This window comes from Streptomyces spongiae (assembly GCF_009377185.1).
GTDB lineage: Bacteria > Actinomycetota > Actinomycetes > Streptomycetales > Streptomycetaceae > Streptomyces > Streptomyces spongiae.
In genome coordinates this window covers 1-23,861 of sequence record NZ_VJZC01000014.1, presented here as the reverse complement: position 1 = coordinate 23,861, position 23,861 = coordinate 1, and the positions used below count along the sequence as shown (strand labels likewise).

Sequence of the window (23,861 nt, the reverse complement as noted above, 5' to 3'; positions counted from 1 at the left end):
AACGAGCGCTCGGTAACTTCTACTAAACGCTCATTAAGGGAAGGAACGCGGATGATGCCCCCCTTTGCTCAGAGCACGCTTGAATCTCGCGACGACACCGCACACGCCGAGGCGCGTCCCCAGCGCGGCGACGCCCACCCCGTCGCGGCGCCTCCCCGGCGGGCCATGCTGTCCGACGAATGCCGACCCCAGCGGGTTCTGGTCGTCGACGACCAGGAGCTCGTCCAGGCAGGCCTACGAGCCCTGCTCTCGCGCGAGTCCTGGGTCGCGGCGTGTTACTCGGCCGGATCGGTCGACATCGCGTGGGAGGCCGCTCTCCGGTGGCATCCACAGATCGTCGTGGTCAGCATGTCCATCGCTGGTCGCTCGGGCCTGGAGGTGTGCCACCGGTTCCGGGAGCGGATGCCTCACGTCCGGGTCATGCTGATGTCGGGGGACGGGCGGGTGTCGGCGTCGTTGGCGGCCACCCATGGCGCGGTGGGGTTCTTGCCGAAGCGGCTGCCCGCCGCCGCCATCGTTGGCGCAGTGCGTCGCGTCGCCGAAGGTGGACGCGCGTTCCCCCACGAGTCTGAGTGTCAGCCCGCGGTGCAGCTCTCGCGTCGTGAGATGGACGTCCTGCAGCACCTCGTGTCTGGTCTCAGCAACCCGGAGGTCGCGGCGCAGCTGAACCTCTCGCGCCACACGGTGAAGCAGCACACCAGCGTCGTCTACAGGAAGCTCGGCGTCCGCAACCGTGCGCAGGCTGCGAGCCGCGCGCAAGAGCTCGGCTTTGTGGCCTGAGCCGCTTCACGCCGAGCAGCAGCCGACGTGATGACGGAGGTACGTCGAGCTGGGCTGGAGACCAGGCGATGCGCTTCGTCGCAGCACTGACTCACCCAACCGGGTGTGGATGCACGCGACCTGGCGGCGCTGCCTCGTCGGCGCACGACGATGTGTGGAGCCCCTCGACGCAAGGAGCCTCATCTGATGTTCGCCGAACCCGCCATCGACCTCCGATCAAACCTGTTCGACGTGACCGGGAAACGAACCGTCGTGACCGGTGCCAGCCGTGGCATAGGGCGGGCGTTGGCACTGGCCTTCGCCGCTCAGGGCGCCCAGGTGTTCGCGGTCGCCCGGTCGGCTGACGGACTCGCCGAGACGCGCCAGCAGTCCGCGGGGTATCCCGGGTCCCTCGTGACCCACCAGGCCGATCTGCGGCACCCTGACCAGATCGAGGGCACGGTTGCGGCGGCCGTCGCCGAGCTCGGTGGCATCGACATCCTGGTCAACAACGCCGGCTACGACGTCGAGCACACGGTCGAGGAGACCTCGATCGAGGAGTGGAACGACGTCATTGACCTGAACTTGCGCTCCACCTTCTTGTTGTGCAAGGCCGCCAGCCCGCACCTAAAGGAGGGAGGCGGCAAGGTCGTGAACATCGCCTCGATGCTCGGGCACATCGCCATACGCGGTGACGTCGCCTACATCGCCTCCAAGCATGGCGTCGTCGGACTGACCCGCGCCCTGGCGCTCGACTGGGCGCGATCCGGGGTCAACGTGAACGCGGTCGGGCCCGGCTTCGTCAAGACCGACATGTTGGCAAGCGCCCTCGAGGATGAAGCCGCCCAGAGGTACATCAAGCGCCAGACCCCGCTCGGGCGATGGGCGGTCCCCGAGGAGATGGCCGGTGCCGTGCTGTTCCTCGCCTCCGCAGCGTCGGACTTCATGACGGGCCAAATGATCCTCGTCGACGGTGGTGTCACCGCACAGTAGCCCGGCGCTTCCATCGGCGGTCCTTGGGCTTGTACCGCTGAGAGGCTGGAAGGCGGCCCGTGGCCAGGCGCTTGAGGATCCGTCACACGCCCGACTTGCTGATCGCGACGTCGTGGTACCGCTTGAGGTACATCGCGATCTTCTCGGGCCCGAAGTGGTAGTTCGACCTCAGGTAGATGATCTTCCGTACAACCTCGACGTGCGTGGCGTTCGGGCTGTGCTTGGGCGCCTTCGAACGCGTGCGTAGCCCCTCGATGCCCTCGGCTTGGCAGCGGCGATACCAGATGTAGTACGCCTGCCGGCTGATGCCGAAGGACCGGCAGCTCATGGCGACGTTGCCGGTGACCTCTTCGACATGCCGTATGACGGCCAAGCGTCGCTTGGCCTCACGATCGAGCGGGAGAGTCTTCGGCATGTGGATCTCCGTGGTGATCAGAGCCCCAGGTGTCAATGATGATCGGCAGTTTTAGACGGCGGGAAGCTTCGCATTTCCGCCGTCACCAGACCCCGAGGGGAGCCTCAGGCAACGCTCCGCGCGGGAGTGCGCAAGTCGAACTCGGCGGCCGCGCATAGATGTCTGCGGTCAGGACCCCGTCGGTGAAGCAGAAGACGTTCTGCCGACCTCCCTCGGCGCGGACCAGGACATCGTCGGATGACGCCGTGCGCAGACCGACAATCTGGAGCTTCAGCGAGCCCTGATGGCTCCAGAACGTAGCCGGGAGTTCGTCGGGCGTGGCTTGCCCGCACAACGATGACACCAGACGTTGCGCCTGTGCCTGAGCGCTCGCCACGGACTCCAGCCGTGCGGTCGGCTGTCCGTGCCGCGCCACGGTCGCGCAGTCCCCCAGCGCCGAGATGCAGGGGTCGGTCGTGCGCAGGTCCTCGTCCACCAGGACGCCTCGGGCAGCCGCGAGGCCGGCGTCGCGACCCAGCTCGTCGCGGGGCTGCATCCCGACGGCCACGAGCACCGCGTCAGCCGGGATCGACCGGCCGCCCTCGACAAGCGCTCCGGTGACCTCAGAGTCTCCCACCAACGACTCCACCGATGTCCCGAGCCGCAGGTCGACCCCGGTGCGGCGGTGATGCTCGTAGACGGCATACGAGGTGCTCGGACTGACCGACCGGGCCATGAGTCTGTCGGCCGCCTCGAGCACCGAGACCGCGACACCTCGGGAGCGCGCCGCAGCTGCTACCTCAAGGCCGATGAAGCCGCCCCCGATGACGATCACCTGCGTGCTGGACTCCAGACGCCGACGCGTCACCCTGGCGTCAGCGGCGCTGCGCAACCGCAGGACCCCGGGCAACGTCGCCCCGGTGATCGGAACGGCTGCCGGGCGCCCTCCGGTTGCCAACACAAGGTGGCCGTAGGGCCATTCGCGTCCGTCACGCGTGACGATCCGTCGGCGCTCCCGATCGATGCGCAGGGCGTGAGTGCGGTGGATCGCGATGCCGTGCTCGGCGTGGTACTCCGGGGCGCGCAGAAGTGGTGGCTGGTCCAGGTCGCTGAGGAGCATGTCCTTGGACACGGCTGGACGGTCGTAGGGGAGACCATCCTCCTCGCCCAGGATGGTCACGGTGCCGCCGAAACCCGTCTGACGTAGGCAGCTCGCCACGGCGATGCCCGCGTGACCAGCACCCACGACGACGACTCCCTCAGGTCGAAGCATGTCGCCCCCTAGTACTGCGTGGGGGGGACGAGGACCACCACGACGTCCTCGGGGCCTGGGACCAGCTGGCACGACAGCCTGCTCGTCGGGAGGCGCGGAGAGGCTGTCCACGCCAGCATCTCTTCCTCGTCGTCCGAGATCGGGAGCCCCGCGGCGCCAGACTCCACGTAGACGTGGCAGGTGGCGCACGACAGCGACCCGCCGCATTCGCCCACGATCCCGGGGATGCCGTGCTCGACCGCGGTCCGCATGATCGAGTCGCCGGCTCGTACGTCGCATGTGGCGTCATCGCCGTCCGGCTGGACGAACCTCGCTATGGGCATGCTTGAGTCCCCTCGGGGTCGTGTCGGCAAGGATCGTCAGCATGGTCGACGGATCCCAGATCGACAGGTCAGTCGACCCCGAAGCCCCCGTTTGGGGGATCTGGGAAAGGACCTTGCGCATCCCCCATCTGGGCACGATCGGGAGCATTCGTCACCCACACGGGACGAGCGCGGGATTGGATCCCGCCATGTCGAGTCACGATGAGCCGTCGCTCGGCTCCCTGCCGGTCATGGACCGATTCGGTGACGCGTGGCACGGGCCCGCGCTACCCGGCATCCTGCGGGAGTCCTACGCGCGTTCCTCCGGCCTGATGAGGACGGCGCGCGGCGACCTGGTCGTTCTCAGAAACGCCGACCTGGACGTGCTGAGAACCCATCCGGCTGTGGGTCATCAGACCTGGGAGGCGCTCTACGGGAGTCCGACGGGGAGCAGTGACTGGCCCGGCCTGCACATGTTCTTCGGGGCTTCCACTTTCAATCTCCGCGCTCCTGAGCACCGCCCGGCGAAGCAGACCCTGGGGCACGTCATGAGTCCGCGGGCGATGGCGTCCCTGACGGCTCACGCCGACGCGGCCGTGCGCGAGAACGTTGCTCCGGCTCTGGAGGCCGAAGTGGTGGACTTCCCGCGTCGCGTGGCCGATGCGATCGCAGCCACCTTTTGGAGCAAGGTCCTTGATGCGCCGGTGGCCTCGGTGGCACCGCTCGTCAGAGACGCCCAGCGCATGATGAAGTTCTTCGCGAAGCGTCCGACTGCGGAGCTGTGGGCGACGGCGGACGCTGCAAGCGCTCGTTTTATGACAGCCTTGGTCGAGATAATCGACCGTGCGGCAATCTCGGGTCGCGCACCCCTCGTCACGGATTTCGACGACCACTTCGCCGCGCACGTGCGATCAGAGCGCTGGGCCAACCCGCACCAGCTCCTGGGGGCAGGACTCTTCGATGGCTTCACCGCGCTGAGCTCCATGCTGACGCTGTGCGTCGTGGCGTTGCTCGAATCAGGCTCCCGCCCCGTGGACCTCTATGAGCACGAGTCCTTCGGCCGAGACGGCTTCCTGGAGATCTCGCGCCTGCACTCACCGGTGCCGATGATCACGCGGCAAGCGCTTCACGACTTCAAGTACGCCGGCGTCACCGTCGCGGAAGGCACGAACATTCACCTCCTCTGGATCTTCGGCAACCGAGACCCATCGGTCTTCGACGATCCACATGCGTTCCGGTTGGAACGGGACCAGCGTTCGAGGCAGTTCTCCTTCGGCGGCGGTTCCTACATATGTGCCGGTCGCAACCTGGTGCGCATGGTCTGCGAAGTCTTCCTCGGGTACCTTGCGGCGAACCGTGTCCAGCTCGACCAGGCCGGGGAGGTCGAGTGGGACGCGGACTCGAAGCACGGTGTCGCCCACCTCCCGGTCCACCTGGAGCAGGGCTGACGTCCGAACGGCCGTCCGGACCGGCAGCGCATTCCCCAAAGTCCTTCCCGCTCACTGCGACCGTGCCAGCCCTCGCCACTGTGCTCTTGGCCGCGGGTGGAAACTGTCCGGCTACAGGTGCCGGGCACGCAGACGACAGATGTCCTCCGTCCGCCTCTGAACCGCTCCCGGGCGACACCTCCTCGACGCTCCGCTGGAGCCCCTCATGGGTCAGGTGCCCGAACCAGGTCCTCCAGGGCACGCACCAGCACGCGGGCTAGTGCTGGAGATACCGCCTCGCTGGTACGGGGACGAGACATGCTCAAGATCGGTTGTCGGCGTAGCGCCTTAGCCGGCCCTGACACGAAAGATGCAAGCGACTGTGCAGGTCAGGTTGTTGCGATGGGTTCTAAGCGGACGGCAATTCGAAGGCTGTTCGCTTCCTTGATCATATGGCGCATGGCGCGCTCGGAGTCACGCTTGGTGAAGTAGTCGGCGCCGGGGTCGCAGTAGGGGACGTCGTCGTGCAGGACGTGCCAGATTGCGATACGGATGACGCGCCGGGAACCTGCGCACGACCTGCACGCCGGACTCACCAGGCGACGTCAACGCGCGGCGTGACCCGGACGTGCTCTGCCGACCCGGTGTCCGCCAAGTTCCACCGCCTCACGGCCGTCCCCCGTGTCGGGGGACGATCCCAGGTGCTGGTGCTCAGTCCCTGGCCGGTATCGGTGTCCTCTTCGTCCCGGTGTCGATGGAGCAGATCTACCAGCGGCAGGTCGATCGGCACCATCCGGGGCAGCTCCTCGTGGAGCGGGCGATTAGGACTACAGGGCACTCCGAGTTCACTCCTGCCCAAGGTCGGCTTCGCGTGGGACTACCTCGTCCGCTGGGGCGGGCACCGTCGGCACGGACGGCACGGTGTGTGTGGGGGGTCGGGCCGGCGACGACCTTCTCACGTCGGACGAGGTGGCTTCGCCCACCTTCGGGTGCAGGTTCACCGCCCTGACCCACAGGCGGTTGACGGGAGGAGGGAGCGAGCGCCGACGCGGCGGATCGGCCTGCTCAGGCGTAGGCGACCCCATCGACCTCGACCAACGCGTGCTGGTGACCCAGCGCGGAGACACCGAGCAGAACCAGCGCTGGGGTGCGGAACTCGCGCTCGGCCACGGCGTCGCCGAATCCGGCGAAGACGGCCGCGTCGGCCTCCGGACCGTAGTCCACGACGTAGATCCCGATCCTGGCGATGTCGGCCAAGGACGCGCCTGCGCCCTCGACCGCGTTGAACAGGTTCGCCATGGCCAGATTCATCTGGCCGCGGTAGTCGCCGACGTGCTGAAACTCCCCTTCGACGTCGATCGAGATCTGTCCCCCGACATGGATCGCGCGGGCTCCGGTGGAGACGGTCACGTGGACGAAACCACGAGGGCGGTAGAGCTTCTCGGGCTTCAAGTAGTCAATGACGGGCACAGGATGTCCTTCCGACGAATAAGGAGATACGCGAAGCGGTTACGCGGATTGTCCGCCCGCGCGCACCGACTCGTGCCCGCTCAGCGTGATGTCGGCCCAGTTGGGGGAAGGCCGAAGCGAGTCGACACGGGCGCCCTTCACATCCCCCACCCGGGCGGCATGAAGCTGTACCGCCCGCGAGGCCAGGCGCAGCCGGGTCATCCTGGATCTGCCTACGAGAGTGATCGAGGGGGTGTTCTGTGATGGGCGCTCACGTACCCGTCCCCGACATGACCCGCGGGTGCCCGGCCGTGGCTCTGCGGCGGCATGCCGTGCGCCGCCCAGACGGCATCTCGCGTTCGCAGACGAACGTCCCCGAACACGAGCCGGATGGCGCACTGCCGCGTGCTCGCGGGTTGCTGCTGGTGCAGGTGCTGGATCTACCGGAGAGCCTGGGCGGCGCCGAAGCCGTGCGCCGCGAGGCCGCCGAGGTACGGGCTTCCGGACCGGCTCGCGTCAGGGACGTCGAGTACACCGCCTTCGACGAGTCGGTGCGTGAGGACCTCGTGGCGATCACGGCCCAGATGACTGTCGGCGAGATCGTGGCTCTGGTCGGCAGCGAGCGCGACGTCTACGCACTCAGGTCTGTCGCACTTTCGCTCGGATTCGAGCCGGAGGAAGTGGTCACCCGCTGCCTCGACAGGGAGACGCAGTCGGCCGACGGCGTCCACTGGTCGTCGACCGACGCTGTCCGAGAGCTCTTCTGCGTCCACTGTCGCGACATCTTTCCAGCGCGGGCGGCAGTCGGGGACGCGGTTCGTTGCCCGACCTGCCAAGTCGTGCTGGTGGTGGAGTACAACTTCTCAGGACATCGCGCCGCGTACCTCGCGAGCCAGCTCCGATGACCAGGGAGCTGATGCAGCTGGTCGTCGACGGCATCGTCGAGCACTCGGCTGAGGTGCGGACCCTGGCGTTGGTGCCTGCCGGCGGAGACCTGCCTGGGTACGTGCCCGGAAGCAACCTGCCGGTCGAGTGGCGGACGGGACGCTTCAACTCCTACTCGCTGACAGGTGACGGCTTTGAGCCTGCGGCGTACACGATCTCGGTCCGGCGCCAACCCGACGGAGACGGGGGCTCGCTGTGGATGCACCAGCTCCGAGTCGGGCAAACGATCCGCGCACGGCAGCCGGTGAGCGAGTTCCCTCCTGTGTGGTCGGCGCGTCGACATTTGCTGCTCGCCGGCGGCATCGGAGTCACCCCCATCGTGTCGCACGCGCGGTCACACGCACGGTGGAACCACGACTTCGAGGTGCACTACGTCGCGCGCGACCACGTCTTGGCCGCCGAGCTCGCGGCGGCCGCGGGCGACAAACTGCACCTGCACGGGTCGAGGTCGGATTTCGCCACCACCCTGACGGATCTGCTGGTGCGCCAGCCCGTCGGCACGCACCTCTACGTGTGCGGACCCGAGTCGATGATCGACGCTGTCCGGGAAGCGGCGCTCGCGGCCTGCTGGCCGTCGACCCGGGTGCATTCCGAGCCATTCGCCGTGACGCTGGCCCCTGGCGAGCCATTCACCGTGAGGACCAGTCGGTCCGGTCGCCGCGTCCAGGTAGCGCCGGACGAAACCGTCCTCTCTGCGCTGGACGCAGCCGGACTATCCGTGCGGAGCCAGTGCCGGCGCGGCTTCTGCGGTGAGTGTCTCACCGGCGTGGTGTCAGGAGACGTGATCCACCGGGACGACTACCTCGAAGCAGCTGACCGGGACGCGGGAGAGCAGATGCTCATCTGTGTCTCGCGTGCACGTGGCGAGCTGGTCCTCGACCTGTGACAGCTTCCGAGAGCGAGAGCGAGAGCGAGAGCGAGACGAGGATGAACGTACTGGCAGACGATGAGTACGAGAACAGCCGCATCGAGGACTTCCCCTTTCCGCTGGAGAAGGCGAGCATCGAGCCGCGCGTGGACGTCGAGCCCGCGTTGGCGCCCCGGTCGACCGCGGCGGGAACGTGGGGTGGCAGGGCGCTCCTGGTCAACCACAACTACGAGCGCTGCGTGCGGATACGCAGTCGCATCCTCGACCGAGACCCGGTTCGCTTCACCTCACTCCCGCACATGCTGCCGGCTCAGTGGGATGCGATGCTGTTCCTCATGCGCCGACTCGGTTCCGAGTACCCGGACGACTTTGCGTTGACGCGGCGCGCCGACGGATGGCTCTGGACGAACCGTCGACTCGGGCTGGAACGTGAGTTCGCATTCGGTGATCTGAGCTCCCTGGGCATGGAGCCTCTGGAGTACATCGGCCGGCAGGTGCAGGAGGACCTGTTGCTGCTGGACCACCGGTCCGCTCGGCTGTACGTCGACACTGTGCTGGTCACGTTCTCGATGGGTTGGTCGCCCACGTTCGTCGTCGGCATGAACTTCCACGAGGTGCACGGGACCGTCCCGCGCGTGATGGACGACGGGACCGTGGACCGATCAGAACGCTTCCTGTCCACGATGCCGATCGGCGAGCTCTACCGCAGGAATCCCTGGGCCTTCCAGATCGGCGGAAGGCTCGATCGATCCAAGGACGCGTTCCCGGAGTGGACGCCGAAGGCCGATGCCTACCTGGCCGATCCCCGGCTCGACACCGTCGGCACCGACGTCCGGATGCGCAGCGAGCTGTCGCACTTCGTGCGGCTGCCCCTGACCGGTGCCGTGCTGTACACCATCTCGGTGCAGTCGATCTCGCTGGAGCAGATCGCGTCGGTGCCAGAGTGGTCGGCAAGCTCCATGCGGGTTATCAAAGAGGTGCCCGACGACCTGGTGCACCACAAGGGCTTCCACGTCTATGGCCCGCTTGTGCTCCCGTACTTGGAGCGGTCTTCCTGATCCGGTGATCGAAGTGTCCCCCGAGCGGGTGGAGTTCCCTGCCCAACTCGCCTGCACCTGGTGGACGCGCGCCTCACGATGAACGTGGTCCGATGCCTGCTGCCCTCCTGGCCGGGCACTGCTGAGAGGAGAGGCTGATGGAGACGCTGTTCGATCTGAGGGGGAAGACCGCGATCGTGACGGGAGGCAGCCGGGGCATCGGCCTGATGGCCGCTCGGGGGCTTCTCCGAGCCGGTGCCACGACCTACATCGCCTCCCGGGATGCCGAGGCCTGCGACCGGGCCGCCCGGGAGTTGTCGGCGTACGGGTCGGTGGTGCCGCTGGTGGCAGACCTGTCCTCGCCGGAGGGCTGCCGGGACTTCGCGGACGAGGTCATCAGCCGCGTCTCGGCGGTGGACATCCTGGTCAACAACGCGGGCGCCGCCTGGGGTGCGCCGGTCGAGTCCTATCCGGTCTCCGGCTGGGACAAAGTCATGAACCTGAACCTCCGTGCACCGTTCCTTCTGGTGCAGGCCCTGTTGCCACTGCTGGAGTCCACCGGCACGCCCGGTGACCCGGCACGGGTCATCAACGTCGGTTCGATTGACGGACTGCGCGTGCCGCTCATGCCCACCTACGCCTACTCGGCAAGCAAGGCCGGGCTGCACCACCTGACGCGCAGCCTGGCGATCACGCTGGGGCCGTCAGGCATCACGGTCAATGCCATCGCCCCCGGACCGTTCGAGTCGAAGATGATGGCCGCCACCCTCAAGGAGGAGCGGGCCAACCTGGAGCGCGTGGCTCCCCTGCAGCGCATCGGTGCAGCAGATGACATCGCCGGCGCCGTGGTGTACCTCGCGAGCCGTGCCTCGTCGTACGTGACCGGAGTCGTCCTCCCGGTTGACGGGGGCATCAGTCTCGTCGGCGCGGGCTGACCGGCGGGTTCCACGACCAGAGCCCCGTGACCTGCGAGGGGACTATTGGGCGGCTCCGGCTCCGGCGGTCACCTCTCGTGGGCAAACGGCTTGGCCGCGGTCGCCGGCTCGGGGCTGCTCACGCTCCCCTGGACTGCATGGCCCGCGTGGCAGGCCGCGGCTACAGAGGCATCCCGGAGGCAGTGACCGTGGCGGGCGGCACGACCGCCGTCTGGCTCGCCCACGGCTTCACCTACGGCCATCTCTATGCTTTGGGGACCGTCTCGGCATCCGCGGCCAGGACCCGGACGACTTGGGAACACCCCCGCATCGGCGGGGACCACGCTGACAGCGGGCTGGAGCCGTAACGGCACTACGGAACACCGCTCTTATAGACACCACAGTGATCACGAGGTGACCCGTGCCTGCTCTGTCATGCGTCCCAACCGGTCACAACCCGACCAGCCGCACGACCCCGGAACTTGCAACCGCCCTGCACCGGGACCGGACCACGGGCCATGGCGATCCTACGCAAGCGCGCCATCGGCGTCCTGAAAACCCTCGGAGCCGACAACATCACCAAGACCACCCGGGCGATTCCGCGACGAGCCCCAGCGAGCACGCCGGGAGCGGCTGGCCACTCTGTGGATCACGCTCGCGGAGTTCGACACCATGGACGACCGTCGCTTCGAGTACGCCCTGCGGGATCTGCTGGTCCGCGACGGCTGGCTGGCCCGAAGAGTGGGTGGCGGCGGCGACCAGGCCGCCGACGTCATCGGTGACCATCCGCAGCGCGGCCGGATCGTGGTGCAGGCCAAGCACACCCGCGTCGGCGGGAGGTGGGCTCAGCTGTGATGTACGCGGTGAAGGGGACGGCCGGGCCGGTCCACAAAGCCGATCACGCTGTCGTCGTCACCAACGGATCCTTCACCCGCGATGCCATGGCGTGGGGCGACCGGCACGGCGTCCACTGGATCGACCGGGAAAAGCTACGGCGCTGGGCCGAGGACGGTGCCGCTCTGCACGAGCTCCTCGGATTGTCCGCGCGCTCTCGACCGAGCCGATTCAGGCGTGCGGCATGACTGGCAAAGAGCGTGTTCGCTGCCCAAGACGTCTGGAGGTGTGGTGTTCGACGAGGACGGGTCGCTCGACCCGCTGCTGAAGTTCCTGCTGTATACGGTCATCGCGCTGGCCGTCGGAAAGATGCTCTGGGAGTGGCTCACCGAGGACGTCGGTCAGTGGATCACCGTAGATTTGTGGGGGCTGATAGCCGATCACCCGTGGTGGACCGGGCTCTTCGTGGTCGGCGGACTGCCCATGCTCCTCCTGCTCGGCAGAATCCTGTCGTTTCTGTTCGGCGCCAACACCTACGCCAACGCGGACGACACGTTCGCCGCGCCCTCTGGCGATGCGATCGAAGAGGACGCGCTGACCTTCAAGATGAAGCAGCTTTACGCGATGAGCGCGACGGGTTTCGAGCAGGCATGCACTGATCTCCTGGCCCGTGACGGATTCCGGCGTCCCAAGCGGGTCGGAGGCGCTGGTGACCTCGGCGTGGACATCACTGCCCGCGATGACGAAGACCGCCTCCTGATCGTGCAGTGCAAGCAGTATCAGAGCCCAGTCGGGTCAGGCCACGTGCAGAAGTTCAACGGGACGGCCCGCCCGCACCACGGAGCCGATCTCCCGATCATGATCGCGCTCAACTGCTTCACGCAGCCGGCGATCGACTTCGCCCAGCATCACCAGCTCATCCTCATGGGCCGCCCGGAATTGAAACGATGGGCCCACGGTGAGCACCTTTACGACGTCCTCGGCATCCAAAGCACGACACACTGACGCCAGCGCACACCGCGCTGAGTCCGTCCCCGAAGATCCCGCCTAGTGGCCGGTGGTCCCGTTTCAGGCTCAGTCCGGTGCGGTGCGTTGTCATGGAGATCGGCCCGGGCCCCTCCCGGCGAAGAGCCCCCCACAGCGAGGCGGCCTTGGGTCGAGAGATCGTGAGGCGACACTCCTGTGATGACGCCGCGGTCTCCGGCATGCCGGTTCTCCTCAATGGGCTCTCTACCCCAGCCGCTCACCGTCTGAAGTGCGCTCCCTGACGATCCGTGACCTTGCTGCTCGGCGGGAGTAGGTACTGAGGCTGCCCCGTAAGGCCGCAGTAGCGGACCCACTTTCAGCAGTCGACTGCTTTGTGTCTGCTGATGATCTAGCGTGATCGAAATTGACAGGTATGAGGGAAGTGTGAAACGGGAGGCGTTCCCGGTGGCATGATGCAGCCCCAGGGCCTGAGGAGGCGTGAGCGCGGTACGGGGCTCATCCGTTCGTCGAGTGCTCGAGTTCAAGTCCTCATAGGCATCGGTGCGCGGCAGGGAGTTGGGGTGTCTCAAACCGGTATGAGTGGTGTCATTCCGGGCCAACGAGCTGGCTTGAGCGAGTTGCCCAGCCGCAAGACTCCGATGCCACCCCACCTGACCAAGGCCGTAATCCAGAATTTCAGGTTGCTGCGTGAGACCGAACTGTCCTTCACTGACGACGTGACATTGTGCGTCGGCCGCAACAACACGGGAAAGACCTCGCTGGCCAAATTATTCAAGCTCTTCCTGGCGAAGAAAGACAGCGTGCTGCGCATCGAGGACTTCTCTGCAGAATGCTACGCGGAGTTCCTTGACGCGCACCGCCTCTACGTTGCGGGTGAGAAGGAACAGGCGCGCGGCCGGATCCCGAAGGTCACCCTGACCCTCCATATCGGATACGACGCGAACTGCGTGTCGGCGACGCGTGAATCGTGGTTCTGGATCACTTTCAGTGCCAGGGCCACGGAGGGTTACCGAAACCGCGATCATGAACGGCCTCGCGCGCTGAGGAGGACCCGTTTGCGGAGCAGGTCGAAGTTGGCGCGGCCGAACATCTGCCGCTTCAGCATCTTGATCTTGATGTTGTGGCCTTCGACAGCGCCGGAGCTGTAGCGCAGGCTGAGGCCGGCGACGACGGCGTCGAGGTCCTGGCCGAGGCCGGTGACGAAGGTGTGCAGGGCAGGTAGGTCGTCGGCCTTCACGCTCGTCATCCACTGGTCCAGGGCGTGGCCCTGGCGGTTGTTCATGAGCTCCGCGAACGCGCGGACGTGATGCGCGGTGCGCTCGAGCGCGGGGCAGCGGGCCAGAATCTCCTTGAGTCGCTGGACCTGGTCGTCAGTGAGACGGTCGGGGCGGCGGGTGAGCCAGCCGGTCACGTCGCGCACGGATGGTGCCTTGCGGGGCGGATCGAGGGGGAAGGCTTCGCGGAGCCGGGCGACGTACTTCTTCACGACGCTCTCGCCACCGGTGTAACCGCGCGCACGTATTTCCTCGAACAGACGGCGGGCGACGGTGCATCCCTCGGCCCACCGCTCGTGGAGGTGGGGCTTGTAGGGGTCGAGGATGCTGGTGCGGCCGGTCCACTGGCCGACCAGGAGTTCGTCCGGGCTCGTCGAGTAGGCGAGGCGACGGACGGTGTTGCGGGCCAGGCCGAGGTCACGGCCGATCGCTCGCAGCCCAACTCCCTTGCCGAGGAGGGCATGGACGGCTGTGTGCTGTTCCCGGATCCGGTCGGACAGGCGGCCTGCTGTCCGCGGCCCCGGCGCGGCGTGCGGTTGGAGTTCCATCGTCTTCATGGCCGCACTGATCGGTGTGGCTGCGCAGTCGTGCGGTTCGCGGAGCAGGGCGCGGTGCTGGACGACGGTCTTTTCGACGGCCTCGGAAAGGTTGGACCAGATGTGCCAGCGATCCGCGACATGGACCGCTTCGGGGGCGCCGATCCGTCCGGCCTCGGCAAAGGCGGTCGAGCGGTCTCTGCAGATCACTTCGACACCAGGGTGACCGGCGAGCCACCGGGCCACCGTCGTCGTGGTCCGGTCCGGCAGCAGGTCGATGGGCTGACGGGTCTCGATGTCGATCAGGATCGTGCCGTAGTTGTGCCCCTTGCGCAGCGCGAACTCGTCCACTCCCAAGACGCGCGGTGTGGTGGGTTCGGGCTCGGGCAGGCGGCGGATCAGCCGCAGCAGCGTCGACTTGCTCACCTGGGCCGTCAGGACCTCGGCGAAGCGGGCGCCGGCCCGACCGGCCAGCATCACCGCCAGGCGTTCAAGCACCTTCTGCAGACCGGCACTTCGCCGCCCATGCCGGAAAGTCAGCCCGTCGACCTGCTCGGCGAACGTCGCCTGCCGGCAGGCACGTTCACGACAACGCAACCGCCGCACCTGTAACTCGATCAGCACCCGACGGCCGCCGACCGCACTGTCGGCGAGCCGACGCACGTACCGGCTGTGAACCCGGGACGACAGGGTCCCGCACGCCGGACACGCGGCCTGCTCCGCACCTGTCCGGGCCCGGACAGTCACCAACTCGCCTTCGGACACGGCGTCTTCTACCTCGACACCCTCGACCTGGTGAAACCACAGGTCCTGGAGGAGCACATCACCCACGACCGTTCATGATCGCGGTTTCGGTGACCCTCCGTGGCCCTGGCACTGAAAGTGATCCAGAACCACTTTTTCAGCCGTCGCCGACAAACTGCGGACAGTACGGCCCTCTGGCCTCCTTCATAGTGGACCTCGATCCCGACTGCTCCGAGGTCGTGATCAGGCTCACCTATGCATTGAAGGATGGCGCCCTGGACGTGTTCCTCAGCGACCTGGTCAGCAGTGCGGACGCTGCGCCTCTTGAGCGGCTAGCCAGACGCATTCCGGCCTATTTCGGGCTGTCTGTGACGGCGGTAGACCCCACTGACGACGCGAACGTCCGCACAGTCGACCTGGCGGACGTCAAGAAGCTCCTAAAGGTGGACTTCCTCTAGAAAATGATCGGTGCCGGGGTGCGAGACGGTGGTCCGAATGGGTGGTCGACGAGGGAGCTACCCGCGGGTGCGGGACGACTGTCGACCAGGGGTGAGCTTGGCCTACCTTCCAAGCGTGGGTATGAGACGGTCATTCGTAGGATTGTCGGGCCCAGGGGTTCCGGGTATGGCTGTGAGCTTGTCGCCGTTGGATCGCTCACTTGACGTGGCCGCCGGGAGCCCCGCGACGACTCGACCGCTCATGGGGATACGCGACTCGATCGCTGTGCAGGACATCGTCGGCGAGGCCGTCTGCGGGACTGCAGTCGGACGATTAGCTGGCGGAGGTGACCGTGCCCAAGAGCTGGGCCGGGGTGGACAACTGCAAGGAACATCACCACTGCGGGGTGATCGACGGGCAAGGCGAACGCCTCTTGTCGCGGCGGGTCCTGAACGACGAGTCTGCGCTCTTGGAGCTGATCGGCGATGTCCCCGTGTTCTCCGAGGACACGCTGTGGGCGGTGGACATCAACCACGGCGGTGCGGCCCTGCTTATCGGCTTGCTTCTGGGCCACGACCAGCCGATGGTCTACCTCACCGGACTCGCCGTTCACCAGGCATCAGCCGCCTACCATGGCCAGGGCAAGACGTACGCCACGGACGCCTTCGCCATCGCCGACCAGGCCCGCATGCGCAAGGAACCCGGCACTCTGCGGCCCGGCGACGAGATAGCCATCGACCTCAAGGCCCTGGTCAGGCGCCGCACCGACCTCGTCAACGACCGCACCCGCCACGTCAACAGGCTCTTGGAGCAACTCCCGAAGATCTGCCCGGCTTTGGAGCGGGCCCTCAGCCTGACGAACAAGGGGCCCGTGCCGCTGTTGACCGGCAACCAGACGCCGACAGCCATCCACCCCAGCGGCGTCAGGCGCATCGAGACCTGAGACCTGGCTGAAGAACCGCAAGGTCAAAGGTGCCGCCGCGCTTGCCCAGGCCGCTGTCGAGACGGCCCCCACCAGGCCCGGCCCTGGCAGCGCTCGGGTTCCCTGGGGATCTTGGCGTGGGGGATGGGCTGCTGCGGCTCCAGGCGATCCCACAGCTCATCCGACACGATCTACGGCGACATCCCCACACCGGACCGAACGCTCAACTGCCGCCATGGACACGGTGACCAGGACCGATCTACCACTTTGTGTCAGCCGTTGTTCGCAGGAAAAAATAGATCGGAGTGATCAGTCTCCCGACGCATCCATCAGGCGTAGGACGGTTCAGGCCGTACCCAGGCAGGCTACGAGGGACGAGCTGGTCGAGGTGACCAGGAAGCGAGGAAGAAGCATGTTGATGGAGAGAGTATTTCGGAGCGAGGACCTGCCGACTGCGGACCGCTTCGACTACTGGCGCCAGCTAGTTGGACAGACGCACGCACCGTTGGAGTTGCGCAGCGACAACTGGGCCGACTTTCGGGCTTCTCAGCGCGTGATCGACCTCGGGAGTGTGACGGTGTGGCCGACAACGTTCCAGCCGGTGTGTTTCAGGCGGACGCCGAAGCTGATCAAGCAGTCTGATCCCGAGGGGCTGCATCTGTCTCTACCGTCAAGCGGACCGCTATACGTGACACGTGGCGAGCAGGAGACCGTGTACAGCCCGAACACCCTGTGCGTCGTCGACACCTCTCGGCCTGTCGACGTTCGTGGGGGCGATGACTCGGGCTCGCACACGGGAATAGGCATTGAGGTTCCCAAGGCGCTGCTGCCGCTGCCCCGGAACCAACTCGACCAAGTGGTCAGGCTGCGGCTTCCGGCCCATGAGGGTTTCGGTGCTCTGCTGGCACAGTTGCTCACGCAGCTCTCAAAGGGCACCGGCTCTTACCGGCCTGAGGACGGACCCCGCCTGGGAACTGTGGCGGTCGACCTCCTCTCCGCGCTGTTCGCCCACGTCCTCGACGCCGGCAGCTCCCTCCCCCCGGAGACCCACCGACAGACTCTCGTACTGCGCATCCGGGCCTTCATCCAGCAGCATCTACACGACCCGCAATTGACCCCGCGCGCCGTCGCCTCCGCACACCACATCTCCCCTGGCTATCTGCACCGCCTCTTCCAGCAGGAAGAGCACACGGTCGCAGCCTGGATTCGCAGCCAACGCCTGGAGCGCGCGCGCCGCAGGCTCGCCGACCCCACGATGCGCGCCACCCCCATCCACACCATCGGTGCGTACTGTGGTTTCCCACGCGCGTCCGACTTCACCCGCGCTTTCCGCACGGCGTACGGCATCCCGCCCAAGGAATACCGCCAGCAAGCCCAGCACATCGCCGACTAGACGCATCGCCAAGTAGGTGTGTACTCGGCGCTAACGAAATCCATGCTGCCGCCGCATAGCCTGATACATGCGTGGACAGAAGGCCGATAACAAGGAGTCCTCAAACACTGATCAATCGTGCGTCAAGTATGGCGCTCGAAAAGTCAGCTGGTGTTTGATCCTCTCGCGGCCGCACGCCTGGCAACATTGAGCCATAATCCTGGAAAGTCGAACAAGGAGGAAAATGTGCGTAGGGCAATGACGGCAATTGCTGCTTCGAGTATGGCGGTAACGGCCTTTGTGGGGATCGGTTTTGCAGGCGCCGCGCCTGCCCATGCGAGTCAGTACGACTGCTACGAATACGTCAAACAATACATGACCCGTTCAAGCGAGCAAGCGCGTGCCCACACGGTTTGCGGGCTCGGCGAATCGATGTCGTGGGAAAAGTGGTGTACTCGCGAGCTGGACAAGCTTCACGGGGTCAGTAACCTTATAGCCGAGTCCTCTTGCGAGTTGGCGTGGCGAAAGTAAAGGCTCTCGCAAACTCCTCTGAACCCGATCCGCGCCGGCTCCCGCCCGCAGGCGGCTGCGTCGTACTGCCCGATACCCATCCGACTCCCGCCTCTGAGGCAAGGGTGGAATGGGCAGCCGCCCAGAGTTGAAGGTCCGCGAGAGCGCTCGCGACCTCGTCCTTGCACCGTTCCCGCGGCGAGTCGTGGCGCAGGCCGGCGCGGCATTGCGCCGTCGTTCCAAGGATGAACTGCTGCGCATGGCCGATGAGGCCGACTCGCTGGGCCGCCGTACGCGCGTGGCGCGCGCGATACGGGCCTCAAGTTCTTCCTCGGACAGGACAGGACCCTCAAGAGCACGGGAGGGAACTGGATAGGCCACAGGCCCTTCCAACGGACGGGCGATTCGTCGGGCTGCTCGGGCACGCCCTCACCTTGACGGTCCGGACGGGCGGCGAGGTACTTCGCCCCGCCCGCCGCCTCCGACCGAGGCCAGGCCCTTGGCTGCGCCCTCTACGCCTGGCACCGCCCTGCCGGCGGTCGTCGGCGGTGCGCGCCCCGAGGGCGCGATGTCCTCCGGGGCGCGCGGCAGGGTTCCGGTTCAGGCGTTGTAGCCACCGTGGGCGTCCAGCACCGCGCCCGTGACGTACGACGCGGCGGGGCTCGCCAGAAAGGCGATCGCCGCGGCGATTTCTTCGGGGTGACCCACGCGTTGCAGGGACAGCGAGCTGACCAGGGCCTTGAGGGTCTCGGGGCCCGGCCCTTCCATGCCTCCCTCCATCAGTCCGGCTTCCACGACGTTGGCCGTGATGTTCCGGGGCCCGAGGTCGCGTGCGACGCCCATGGTGTACCTCTCGATCCCTGACTTGGTCGCCGCGTAGTCGGCAAGGCCGGGGGCGCCGACCCGGGAGCCCAGTCCGGAACTCACCGTGATGATGCGGCCGCCCGCGCGCAGTACCCGGGAGGCGGCCCGGATGACGGCGATCACGCCGAGGTAGTTGGTGGCGTGCATCCGGTCCAGTGCGGCGGTGTCGGCGTCCGGGTCGTCCACCGTGCGGCCCTGCTCCACCGAGATCGCCGCGTTGTTGACGAGGATGTCCAGGCCGCCGAAGTGCGCGACCACGTCGTCGATCAGCACCGGTGCCCGACTCGTGTCTGCCTGGTCGGACTGGAAGGCGACGGCCTTGGCTCCCTTGCCGTGCACCTCGTCGACGACGGCCTGCGCCTGCTTCTCGGAGCTGACATAGGTGAAGGCGATGTCGGCGCCCTGCTCGGCCAGCAGTCGTACCGTCGCGGCTCCGAGCCCGCGCGACCCCCCGGTGACGAGGGCGACCTTGCCCGTGAGTGGCTTGCTCATTCTTCTCACCTCGTTGATTGACCCTTCCCGGCAGTCGCAACATTAATTGTTACGACAGTCAGCTGCAACCTTAGCTGTTACGACTGGGCTGTCGTAACATGAAGCGTTGCGGCCGAGAGGAGGGGTTCATGAGCGCCAACAGCAGGTTGACCATTGCCGCCCACGCGCTGGCCTGGATCGGTCTCTACCAGCGCCAGGGCCATGAGGTCGCCACCTCCGAGCAGATCGCGACCAGCGCGAACACCAACCCCGTGGTGATCAGGCGGCTGCTCGGCGAACTGCGCAGGGCCGGGCTCGTGGAGTCCCGGCGGGGCGTGGGCGCGGGCTGGTCGCTGGCGCGCGAGCTGGGGTCGATGACCCTGCTCGACGTGTACGAGGCGGTGGAACCCGGCCCGCTGTTCGCGATGCACCGCACTACCCCGGACCAGGGATGCGTGGTGGGTTACGGCATCCAGCCGGCGATGCAGGGCATCTACGAGGGCATCGAGGAGACCCTGAGACGCGAGCTGGCCCGCGTCACGCTCGCGAACGTACTGCGGGACGTACTCGCGGCATCTCGCTAGCCTCCTCGTTACGCCCTGACATCACCAAGATCCCCGTCCATGCTCAGGCCGGCGAATAGCCTGGCAACCAGTCACACCAAAGACCGTTGCAGTATTGGACCGTGTCCTACGAGCTCGTAACTTGATCTTGTTGAAGTGCCCTGGTCCGGCGTGACCGATGTGACGATTCCGCCCTTCAGGAGGATGTGAGCACCCGGCCGTGGATCGTGGACGACGACTTGCGGGCGCTGATCGAGCCGCTGCTGCCGCCCTCCCCGGAGAAGTCGCCGGGCCCGCTGCCGGTGGCGGACCGGCTGTGTCTGCAGGGCATCCTGTACGCCCTGCACAACGACATAGCCCGGCAGCTCCTGCCGCTGGAGCTGGGGTTCGGTTCCTGACAGACCTGCTGGCGGCGCCTGGAGTGGTGGCAGCAGGCTGGAGTCTTCGGCCAACTGCACCGCATCCGGCTCGCCGAGCTGAACGCCGATGGCGAACTCGACTGGTCCCGCGCGTGCGTGGACGGCTCCCACGTCCGCGCGAAACAAAGGGGGTGCCGACACTGGTCCGTCGCCGGTCGACTGGCGGAAGACGGGCAGCAAACACCACCTGACCGGATCATTTCCCGCAGGGCGCCCCGAACATCAAGGGCCTGGGCAAACTCCGCTACGTCGTCGAGCAAACCTTCGCCCTGCTCCACCAGTTCAAACGCCTCGCCGTCCGTTGGGAACGCCGAACCGAGCTCCACGACGCCTTCGTCTCGTTGGCCTGCAGCCTCATCTGCTGGAGACACCTCAAGAAGGCCCGCCCATGATCGTGTTACGAGCTCTTAGAGATTATCTAAGCGGGGGTGAATGCGGTTAACCCCGGCTTCCTGGAGACAGCGCTACACATACTCCTTTACAGAGCACTTCCACGAACATGTGCGTAGGCTGACCTTCGATAATTCTCCTGACTGGTAACACCCAAGATCCCCGCTGGAGGTTCCGCGACTTGATGCGCACTGTCGGTGCTCGGTGCGCAGTAAATGCGCAGATCCGAGCCTCGGTGCGCAATGACACCGTCGATGCCAAACAACCGCTGGCGGCGACACTGGAACGCCCCCTGGGAGTGGTGGAAAGAGCAACGCCCTTCAGCGAGCGTGCGCCCGCTCCTGCCGCGCCTCGGTCGCGTCACGGAACACGGCCAGCGCGGCCCGGCGGCGGCGCAGCTCCGCGATGTCCGCGTCGATCTTTTCCAGGTGCGTGGTCATCGTTCGCAGCACCTCTGGGCAGGGCTCGATCCCCGGCCCGGCGCCGGTGGCACATGGCAGCATCTCGCGGATGGCCTCGGTGGTCAGCCCGGCCGCCAGCATGCCCCGGATGCGTGCGACGACGTACGGAGCGTCGGGTGCGTACACGCGGTATCCGCTGCTGTCGCGGTCGGGGCACAGCAGGCCCTGCTCGTCGTAGTAGCGCAGCATCCGGGCCGCAACTCCGGTCCGCCGCGACAGTTCGCCTATCAGCACTGACTCTCCTCACCACACCTGGGACTTGACCTTCACACCTGTGTGATGGGTCAACGTACGAGGCATGCGCGATTCATTCCCCACCCTCGCCACCACCGTCACCGGAACCGGCCCAGGACTGCTGCTTGCCCATGGAGCCACCGGCAGCATCGAAGGCAACTTCGCACCGGTCCTGCCCGCCCTCACCGCCGCCCACACTGTCGTCGCCCCGGACTACCCCGGCTCGGGTGAGACCCCGGTCGCCGACGCCCCACTGGACCTCGACCAGCTCACGGACTCGGTCGTCGACTCCGCCGTACGGCGCGGCGTCGGGCGGTTCGCGGTGCTCGGCTTCTCGCTCGGCACGCTGGTGGCGGTGCGCGCGGCCATACGCCATCCCGAGCGGGTGACCGCGCTCGTACTGACCGCCGGATTCGCCCGGCCCGACGACCACCTGCTCGGCCTCCTCCCTGACTGGCGGGCCGAGGAACCTCCCGCACTCCACCCGCACATCGACCTGATCCCCTCCCTCGACACCACCGGTGACCTGGCCGAGGTCGCCGTCCCCACCCTGGTCGTCGCGACGACCGCCGACAGCATGGTCCTGCCCGGCGGCTCCCGCTCCTTGGCGGCCGGAATTCGGGGCGCGCGGTACGCGGAGATCGACAGCGATCACGTGGTCATGGTCGAGCGGCCGGAAGAGTGGCTGAAACCGGTCCTCGACTTCCTCCACTCCCTTCCGCTTTCGGACGGGAAGGACGGTGAGGGGGAGTGAAGCTGCAGGTCGTCCTCCCGAACGAGGCCGCGGGCGCCGACCCGCGCCGGCTCGCCGACCTGGCACAGCAGGCCGAGGCCCTCGGCTACGACACGGCATGGCTCCCCGACCACATCCTGCCGCCCGGCGAGTACGGACCGGTGTACGGAGGTGTCCTCGAACCGCTGGTGACCATGGGCTGGCTGGCGGCCGCGGCCAGCCGGATCCGGTTCGGCACCTCCGTGCTCGTCCTGCCCCTGCGCAGTCCTTTCGTGGTGGCCAAACAGGTTGCGACCCTCCACGGACTGTCCGGCGGACGGATCACCCTGGGTGTAGGGATCGGCTGGGACGAACCCGAGTTCACCGCTGTCGGCGCCGACTTCAGGAGCCGGGCGGCCCGCACGGACGAGGCAATCGCACTGCTCCGGCACCTGTTCCTTGTCGGCCGGGGACCCTTCGAGGGCCGCTGGTACGGCTTCGAGACGGGCGTCTTCGAGCCGCGCCCCGACGGTGCGGTGCCGGTGATGACCGGCGGTGTCAGCGACGCCGCCCTGCGCCGGGCAGCCCGGTACGCCGACGTCTGGCAGGGTGTGGGCCTGGACCCGACGGCGTTCGGCGAACGGCTGGCGTACCTGCGGGCCCGTACGGACGGCCGTACCGTGTCCCCCGGCACCCGGATCGACTGGCACGGCCCGGACCGAACTGTCGGCGAGGCCGCCCGCACTGCCGAGGCCTTCCGGGCCGCTGGAGCCGAGCACCTTGCGGTGCACTTCGGCGACCCGGACGGATACGCCCGGCGGATGGCCGCCTTCGCTCAAGCGATCCGGCATCCATGCGGCTGAGGGCGCCCCGTCTTCCCTGCTCCTCCCGATACCTCGACCGGCTAGTAGTGCTTCGTTAGGTTCTGCTTCTGCCTGTGGTGAGGAAGGCATGGGCGGCGGTGGCGAGGGTGACGTGGTGGTGCCAGCCGCGCCAGGTGCGGCCTTCGAAGTGGTCCAAGCCCAGTCCGTGCTTGAGTTCCCGGTAGTCGTGCTCGATGCGCCAGCGCATCTTGGCCCACCGCACCATGTCAGCGACGGGTGTGGTCGCGGGCAGATTGGTCATCCAGTACCCGGTCGGCTCCGCTGCTCGTTCAGGCTGTTCGACGAGCAAGGTCCGCAGCGGCAGCACGCCGTCCCAGCGGTTGCGACCGCCGCCCAGTTCCTGGGCGGTGCGTTCGCGGTAGCGGGGCAGAGTCGGCGGCCCAAGCCCGGCATAGGCCGGCTGATACGGCTCGGCCACTGCCGGCCGGGCGATCTCCTTGGGGTCGACGGCCATCACGTATGACCTGCCGCGTTCCTCCAGTGCCAGCCGGAAGGAGACACTGCGGCCGTAACCGGCATCGGCCGCGATCACCGGCACCGTCGGCAGCCGTGCAGCCAGTCGGTCGAGCAGTCCCAATGCCAACTGGGTCCTGGACACATGCCCGACCTCATCGGGCACCCGGGCCTGCTGCCGTCGCCTGGCGTCACCTGCCCATTCCTCGGGCAGGAACAGCTCCCACTCCAGCGGACAGGATGCAGTGTCCGTGGGGCCCCATGTGGCAGGGTCACGTCCGCTGGAGTGGTGTATTGACGGCCACTCGGTGATCTCGGTTTGAGGCTATGCGGTGAGTTCGGTGGGCAGGGCGGTCTCGTCGGTTTCTGACTCGATCGGGTGGAGGCGGGCCTTGCCGAGCAGGTCGAGTCCCATGTAGCGGCGGGCCTCGG

Annotated in this window: 21 protein-coding genes and 5 pseudogenes; 18 read left to right on the top strand and 8 right to left on the bottom strand. The window is 67.0% G+C overall.

What is annotated here, in order from left to right; genetic code table 11:
* Window positions 1-165 precede the first annotated feature (165 nt).
* Entirely contained in the window at window positions 166-780 is a 615-nt protein-coding gene (locus FNH08_RS04065; RefSeq protein ID WP_194238356.1) for a response regulator transcription factor, read from the top strand.
* A gap of 186 nt (window positions 781-966) precedes the next feature.
* Window positions 967-1,752, top strand: coding sequence for an SDR family NAD(P)-dependent oxidoreductase (locus FNH08_RS04060; protein ID WP_194238355.1), 786 nt, complete (start codon window positions 967-969; stop codon window positions 1,750-1,752).
* Between the two features lie 4 nt (window positions 1,753-1,756).
* On the opposite strand, the pseudogene FNH08_RS04055 reads toward FNH08_RS04060, so the two are convergent.
* The 3 genes and pseudogenes from FNH08_RS04055 to FNH08_RS04045 all read right to left on the bottom strand — a co-directional run.
* Window positions 1,757-2,167: pseudogene (locus FNH08_RS04055) on the bottom strand (helix-turn-helix domain-containing protein); the annotation flags it as partial.
* An 82-nt stretch (window positions 2,168-2,249) separates the two neighbouring features.
* A complete protein-coding gene (locus FNH08_RS04050; RefSeq protein WP_152769847.1) occupies window positions 2,250-3,419 on the bottom strand; it encodes an NAD(P)/FAD-dependent oxidoreductase in 1,170 nt (389 codons plus the stop codon).
* Window positions 3,420-3,427: 8 nt separating this feature from the next.
* The gene (locus FNH08_RS04045; protein ID WP_152769846.1) at window positions 3,428-3,742 is read right to left on the bottom strand and encodes a 2Fe-2S iron-sulfur cluster-binding protein; all 315 of its coding nucleotides are present in this window, start codon (window positions 3,740-3,742) and stop codon (window positions 3,428-3,430) included.
* Between the two features lie 41 nt (window positions 3,743-3,783).
* On the opposite strand from FNH08_RS04045, the gene FNH08_RS04040 reads away from it, so the two are divergent.
* Window positions 3,784-5,169: a cytochrome P450 gene (locus tag FNH08_RS04040; protein WP_194238354.1), complete on the top strand. Its 1,386-nt coding sequence runs from the start codon at window positions 3,784-3,786 to the stop codon at window positions 5,167-5,169.
* 1,044 nt (window positions 5,170-6,213) lie between these two features.
* Here the strand turns inward: FNH08_RS04040 and FNH08_RS04035 are convergent.
* Entirely contained in the window at window positions 6,214-6,618 is a 405-nt protein-coding gene (locus FNH08_RS04035) for a RidA family protein (protein WP_152769844.1), read from the bottom strand.
* A 242-nt stretch (window positions 6,619-6,860) separates the two neighbouring features.
* On the opposite strand from FNH08_RS04035, the gene FNH08_RS04030 reads away from it, so the two are divergent.
* The 8 genes and pseudogenes from FNH08_RS04030 to FNH08_RS53900 all read left to right on the top strand — a co-directional run.
* Window positions 6,861-7,502: a hypothetical protein gene (locus tag FNH08_RS04030; protein ID WP_152769843.1), complete on the top strand. Its 642-nt coding sequence runs from the start codon at window positions 6,861-6,863 to the stop codon at window positions 7,500-7,502.
* Between the two features lie 11 nt (window positions 7,503-7,513).
* On the top strand, window positions 7,514-8,428 hold the full coding sequence (locus FNH08_RS04025) for a PDR/VanB family oxidoreductase (RefSeq protein ID WP_228033865.1): 915 nt from the start codon (window positions 7,514-7,516) through the stop codon (window positions 8,426-8,428).
* Between the two features lie 41 nt (window positions 8,429-8,469).
* Window positions 8,470-9,468 carry a heme-dependent oxidative N-demethylase family protein gene (locus tag FNH08_RS04020; protein ID WP_152769841.1) on the top strand — a complete coding sequence of 333 codons (999 nt, stop codon included), beginning with the start codon at window positions 8,470-8,472 and terminating at the stop codon, window positions 9,466-9,468.
* A gap of 137 nt (window positions 9,469-9,605) precedes the next feature.
* Window positions 9,606-10,382: an SDR family oxidoreductase gene (locus tag FNH08_RS04015; RefSeq protein WP_152769840.1), complete on the top strand. Its 777-nt coding sequence runs from the start codon at window positions 9,606-9,608 to the stop codon at window positions 10,380-10,382.
* Between the two features lie 137 nt (window positions 10,383-10,519).
* Window positions 10,520-10,729, top strand: coding sequence for a hypothetical protein (locus FNH08_RS04010; protein ID WP_152769839.1), 210 nt, complete (start codon window positions 10,520-10,522; stop codon window positions 10,727-10,729).
* A gap of 244 nt (window positions 10,730-10,973) precedes the next feature.
* Window positions 10,974-11,443, top strand: a pseudogene (locus tag FNH08_RS04000) (restriction endonuclease); the annotation flags it as partial.
* 43 nt (window positions 11,444-11,486) lie between these two features.
* Complete coding sequence (locus tag FNH08_RS03995; RefSeq protein WP_322723624.1) at window positions 11,487-12,200, top strand: restriction endonuclease; 714 nt, start codon at window positions 11,487-11,489, stop codon at window positions 12,198-12,200.
* 431 nt (window positions 12,201-12,631) lie between these two features.
* A pseudogene (locus tag FNH08_RS53900) lies at window positions 12,632-12,991 on the top strand (AAA family ATPase); the annotation flags it as partial.
* Between the two features lie 212 nt (window positions 12,992-13,203).
* On the opposite strand, the gene FNH08_RS03985 reads toward FNH08_RS53900, so the two are convergent.
* Complete coding sequence (locus tag FNH08_RS03985) at window positions 13,204-14,757, bottom strand: ISL3 family transposase (RefSeq protein ID WP_407704332.1); 1,554 nt, start codon at window positions 14,755-14,757, stop codon at window positions 13,204-13,206.
* 74 nt (window positions 14,758-14,831) lie between these two features.
* Between FNH08_RS03985 and FNH08_RS03980 the strand changes: the two genes are divergently transcribed.
* From FNH08_RS03980 to FNH08_RS03970, 3 genes are all read left to right on the top strand, one after another.
* Entirely contained in the window at window positions 14,832-15,194 is a 363-nt protein-coding gene (locus FNH08_RS03980; RefSeq protein WP_152769837.1) for a hypothetical protein, read from the top strand.
* Between the two features lie 332 nt (window positions 15,195-15,526).
* Entirely contained in the window at window positions 15,527-16,117 is a 591-nt protein-coding gene (locus FNH08_RS03975; RefSeq protein WP_322723622.1) for an IS110 family transposase, read from the top strand.
* 391 nt (window positions 16,118-16,508) lie between these two features.
* Window positions 16,509-17,489, top strand: coding sequence for an AraC family transcriptional regulator (locus FNH08_RS03970; protein ID WP_152769871.1), 981 nt, complete (start codon window positions 16,509-16,511; stop codon window positions 17,487-17,489).
* A gap of 1,089 nt (window positions 17,490-18,578) precedes the next feature.
* On the opposite strand, the gene FNH08_RS03965 is transcribed toward FNH08_RS03970, so the two are convergent.
* The gene (locus tag FNH08_RS03965; RefSeq protein WP_152769836.1) at window positions 18,579-19,334 is read right to left on the bottom strand and encodes an SDR family NAD(P)-dependent oxidoreductase; all 756 of its coding nucleotides are present in this window, start codon (window positions 19,332-19,334) and stop codon (window positions 18,579-18,581) included.
* A gap of 128 nt (window positions 19,335-19,462) precedes the next feature.
* Between FNH08_RS03965 and FNH08_RS03960 the strand changes: the two genes are divergently transcribed.
* Together FNH08_RS03960 and FNH08_RS03955 are read left to right on the top strand one after the other, a co-directional pair.
* Window positions 19,463-19,897, top strand: a complete 435-nt coding sequence (locus tag FNH08_RS03960) for an Rrf2 family transcriptional regulator (RefSeq protein WP_152769835.1) — start codon at window positions 19,463-19,465, stop codon at window positions 19,895-19,897.
* Window positions 19,898-20,100: 203 nt separating this feature from the next.
* Window positions 20,101-20,687, top strand: a pseudogene (locus tag FNH08_RS03955) (transposase).
* Between the two features lie 318 nt (window positions 20,688-21,005).
* On the opposite strand, the gene FNH08_RS03950 reads toward FNH08_RS03955, so the two are convergent.
* Window positions 21,006-21,380 (bottom strand): MerR family transcriptional regulator, encoded by a 375-nt coding sequence (locus FNH08_RS03950; RefSeq protein ID WP_322723621.1) that lies wholly within the window; start codon window positions 21,378-21,380, stop codon window positions 21,006-21,008.
* Window positions 21,381-21,444: 64 nt separating this feature from the next.
* Between FNH08_RS03950 and FNH08_RS03945 the strand changes: the two genes are divergently transcribed.
* Both FNH08_RS03945 and FNH08_RS03940 read left to right on the top strand, forming a co-directional pair.
* Window positions 21,445-22,134 carry an alpha/beta fold hydrolase gene (locus FNH08_RS03945; RefSeq protein ID WP_152769834.1) on the top strand — a complete coding sequence of 230 codons (690 nt, stop codon included), beginning with the start codon at window positions 21,445-21,447 and terminating at the stop codon, window positions 22,132-22,134.
* The gene (locus FNH08_RS03940) at window positions 22,131-22,955 is read left to right on the top strand and encodes a TIGR03619 family F420-dependent LLM class oxidoreductase (RefSeq protein ID WP_322723619.1); all 825 of its coding nucleotides are present in this window, start codon (window positions 22,131-22,133) and stop codon (window positions 22,953-22,955) included. The genes FNH08_RS03945 and FNH08_RS03940 overlap by 4 nt, the downstream gene beginning before the upstream one ends.
* Before the next feature lie 55 nt (window positions 22,956-23,010).
* Here the strand turns inward: FNH08_RS03940 and FNH08_RS03935 are convergent.
* Window positions 23,011-23,682 (bottom strand): annotated as a pseudogene (locus FNH08_RS03935) (IS701 family transposase); the annotation flags it as partial.
* Between the last annotated feature and the right edge of the window lie 179 nt (window positions 23,683-23,861).

Bases quoted from the DNA above. Each gene is read 5' to 3' on its own strand.
- FNH08_RS04065 (WP_194238356.1), top strand. From the start codon at position 166: ATGCTGTCCGACGAATGCCGACCCCAGCGGGTTCTGGTCGTCGACGAC.
- FNH08_RS04045 (WP_152769846.1), bottom strand. From the start codon at position 3,742: ATGCCCATAGCGAGGTTCGTCCAGCCGGACGGCGATGACGCCACATGC.
- FNH08_RS04025 (WP_228033865.1), top strand. From the start codon at position 7,514: ATGCAGCTGGTCGTCGACGGCATCGTCGAGCACTCGGCTGAGGTGCGG.
- FNH08_RS04050 (WP_152769847.1), bottom strand. From the start codon at position 3,419: ATGCTTCGACCTGAGGGAGTCGTCGTCGTGGGTGCTGGTCACGCGGGC.
- FNH08_RS04020 (WP_152769841.1), top strand. From the start codon at position 8,470: ATGAACGTACTGGCAGACGATGAGTACGAGAACAGCCGCATCGAGGAC.
- FNH08_RS04030 (WP_152769843.1), top strand. From the start codon at position 6,861: ATGGGCGCTCACGTACCCGTCCCCGACATGACCCGCGGGTGCCCGGCC.
- FNH08_RS03980 (WP_152769837.1), top strand. From the start codon at position 14,832: ATGATCGCGGTTTCGGTGACCCTCCGTGGCCCTGGCACTGAAAGTGAT.
- FNH08_RS04015 (WP_152769840.1), top strand. From the start codon at position 9,606: ATGGAGACGCTGTTCGATCTGAGGGGGAAGACCGCGATCGTGACGGGA.
- FNH08_RS03960 (WP_152769835.1), top strand. From the start codon at position 19,463: ATGAGCGCCAACAGCAGGTTGACCATTGCCGCCCACGCGCTGGCCTGG.
- FNH08_RS04060 (WP_194238355.1), top strand. From the start codon at position 967: ATGTTCGCCGAACCCGCCATCGACCTCCGATCAAACCTGTTCGACGTG.
- FNH08_RS04010 (WP_152769839.1), top strand. From the start codon at position 10,520: ATGGCCCGCGTGGCAGGCCGCGGCTACAGAGGCATCCCGGAGGCAGTG.
- FNH08_RS03970 (WP_152769871.1), top strand. From the start codon at position 16,509: ATGTTGATGGAGAGAGTATTTCGGAGCGAGGACCTGCCGACTGCGGAC.
- FNH08_RS04040 (WP_194238354.1), top strand. From the start codon at position 3,784: ATGGTCGACGGATCCCAGATCGACAGGTCAGTCGACCCCGAAGCCCCC.
- FNH08_RS03965 (WP_152769836.1), bottom strand. From the start codon at position 19,334: ATGAGCAAGCCACTCACGGGCAAGGTCGCCCTCGTCACCGGGGGGTCG.
- FNH08_RS03945 (WP_152769834.1), top strand. From the start codon at position 21,445: ATGCGCGATTCATTCCCCACCCTCGCCACCACCGTCACCGGAACCGGC.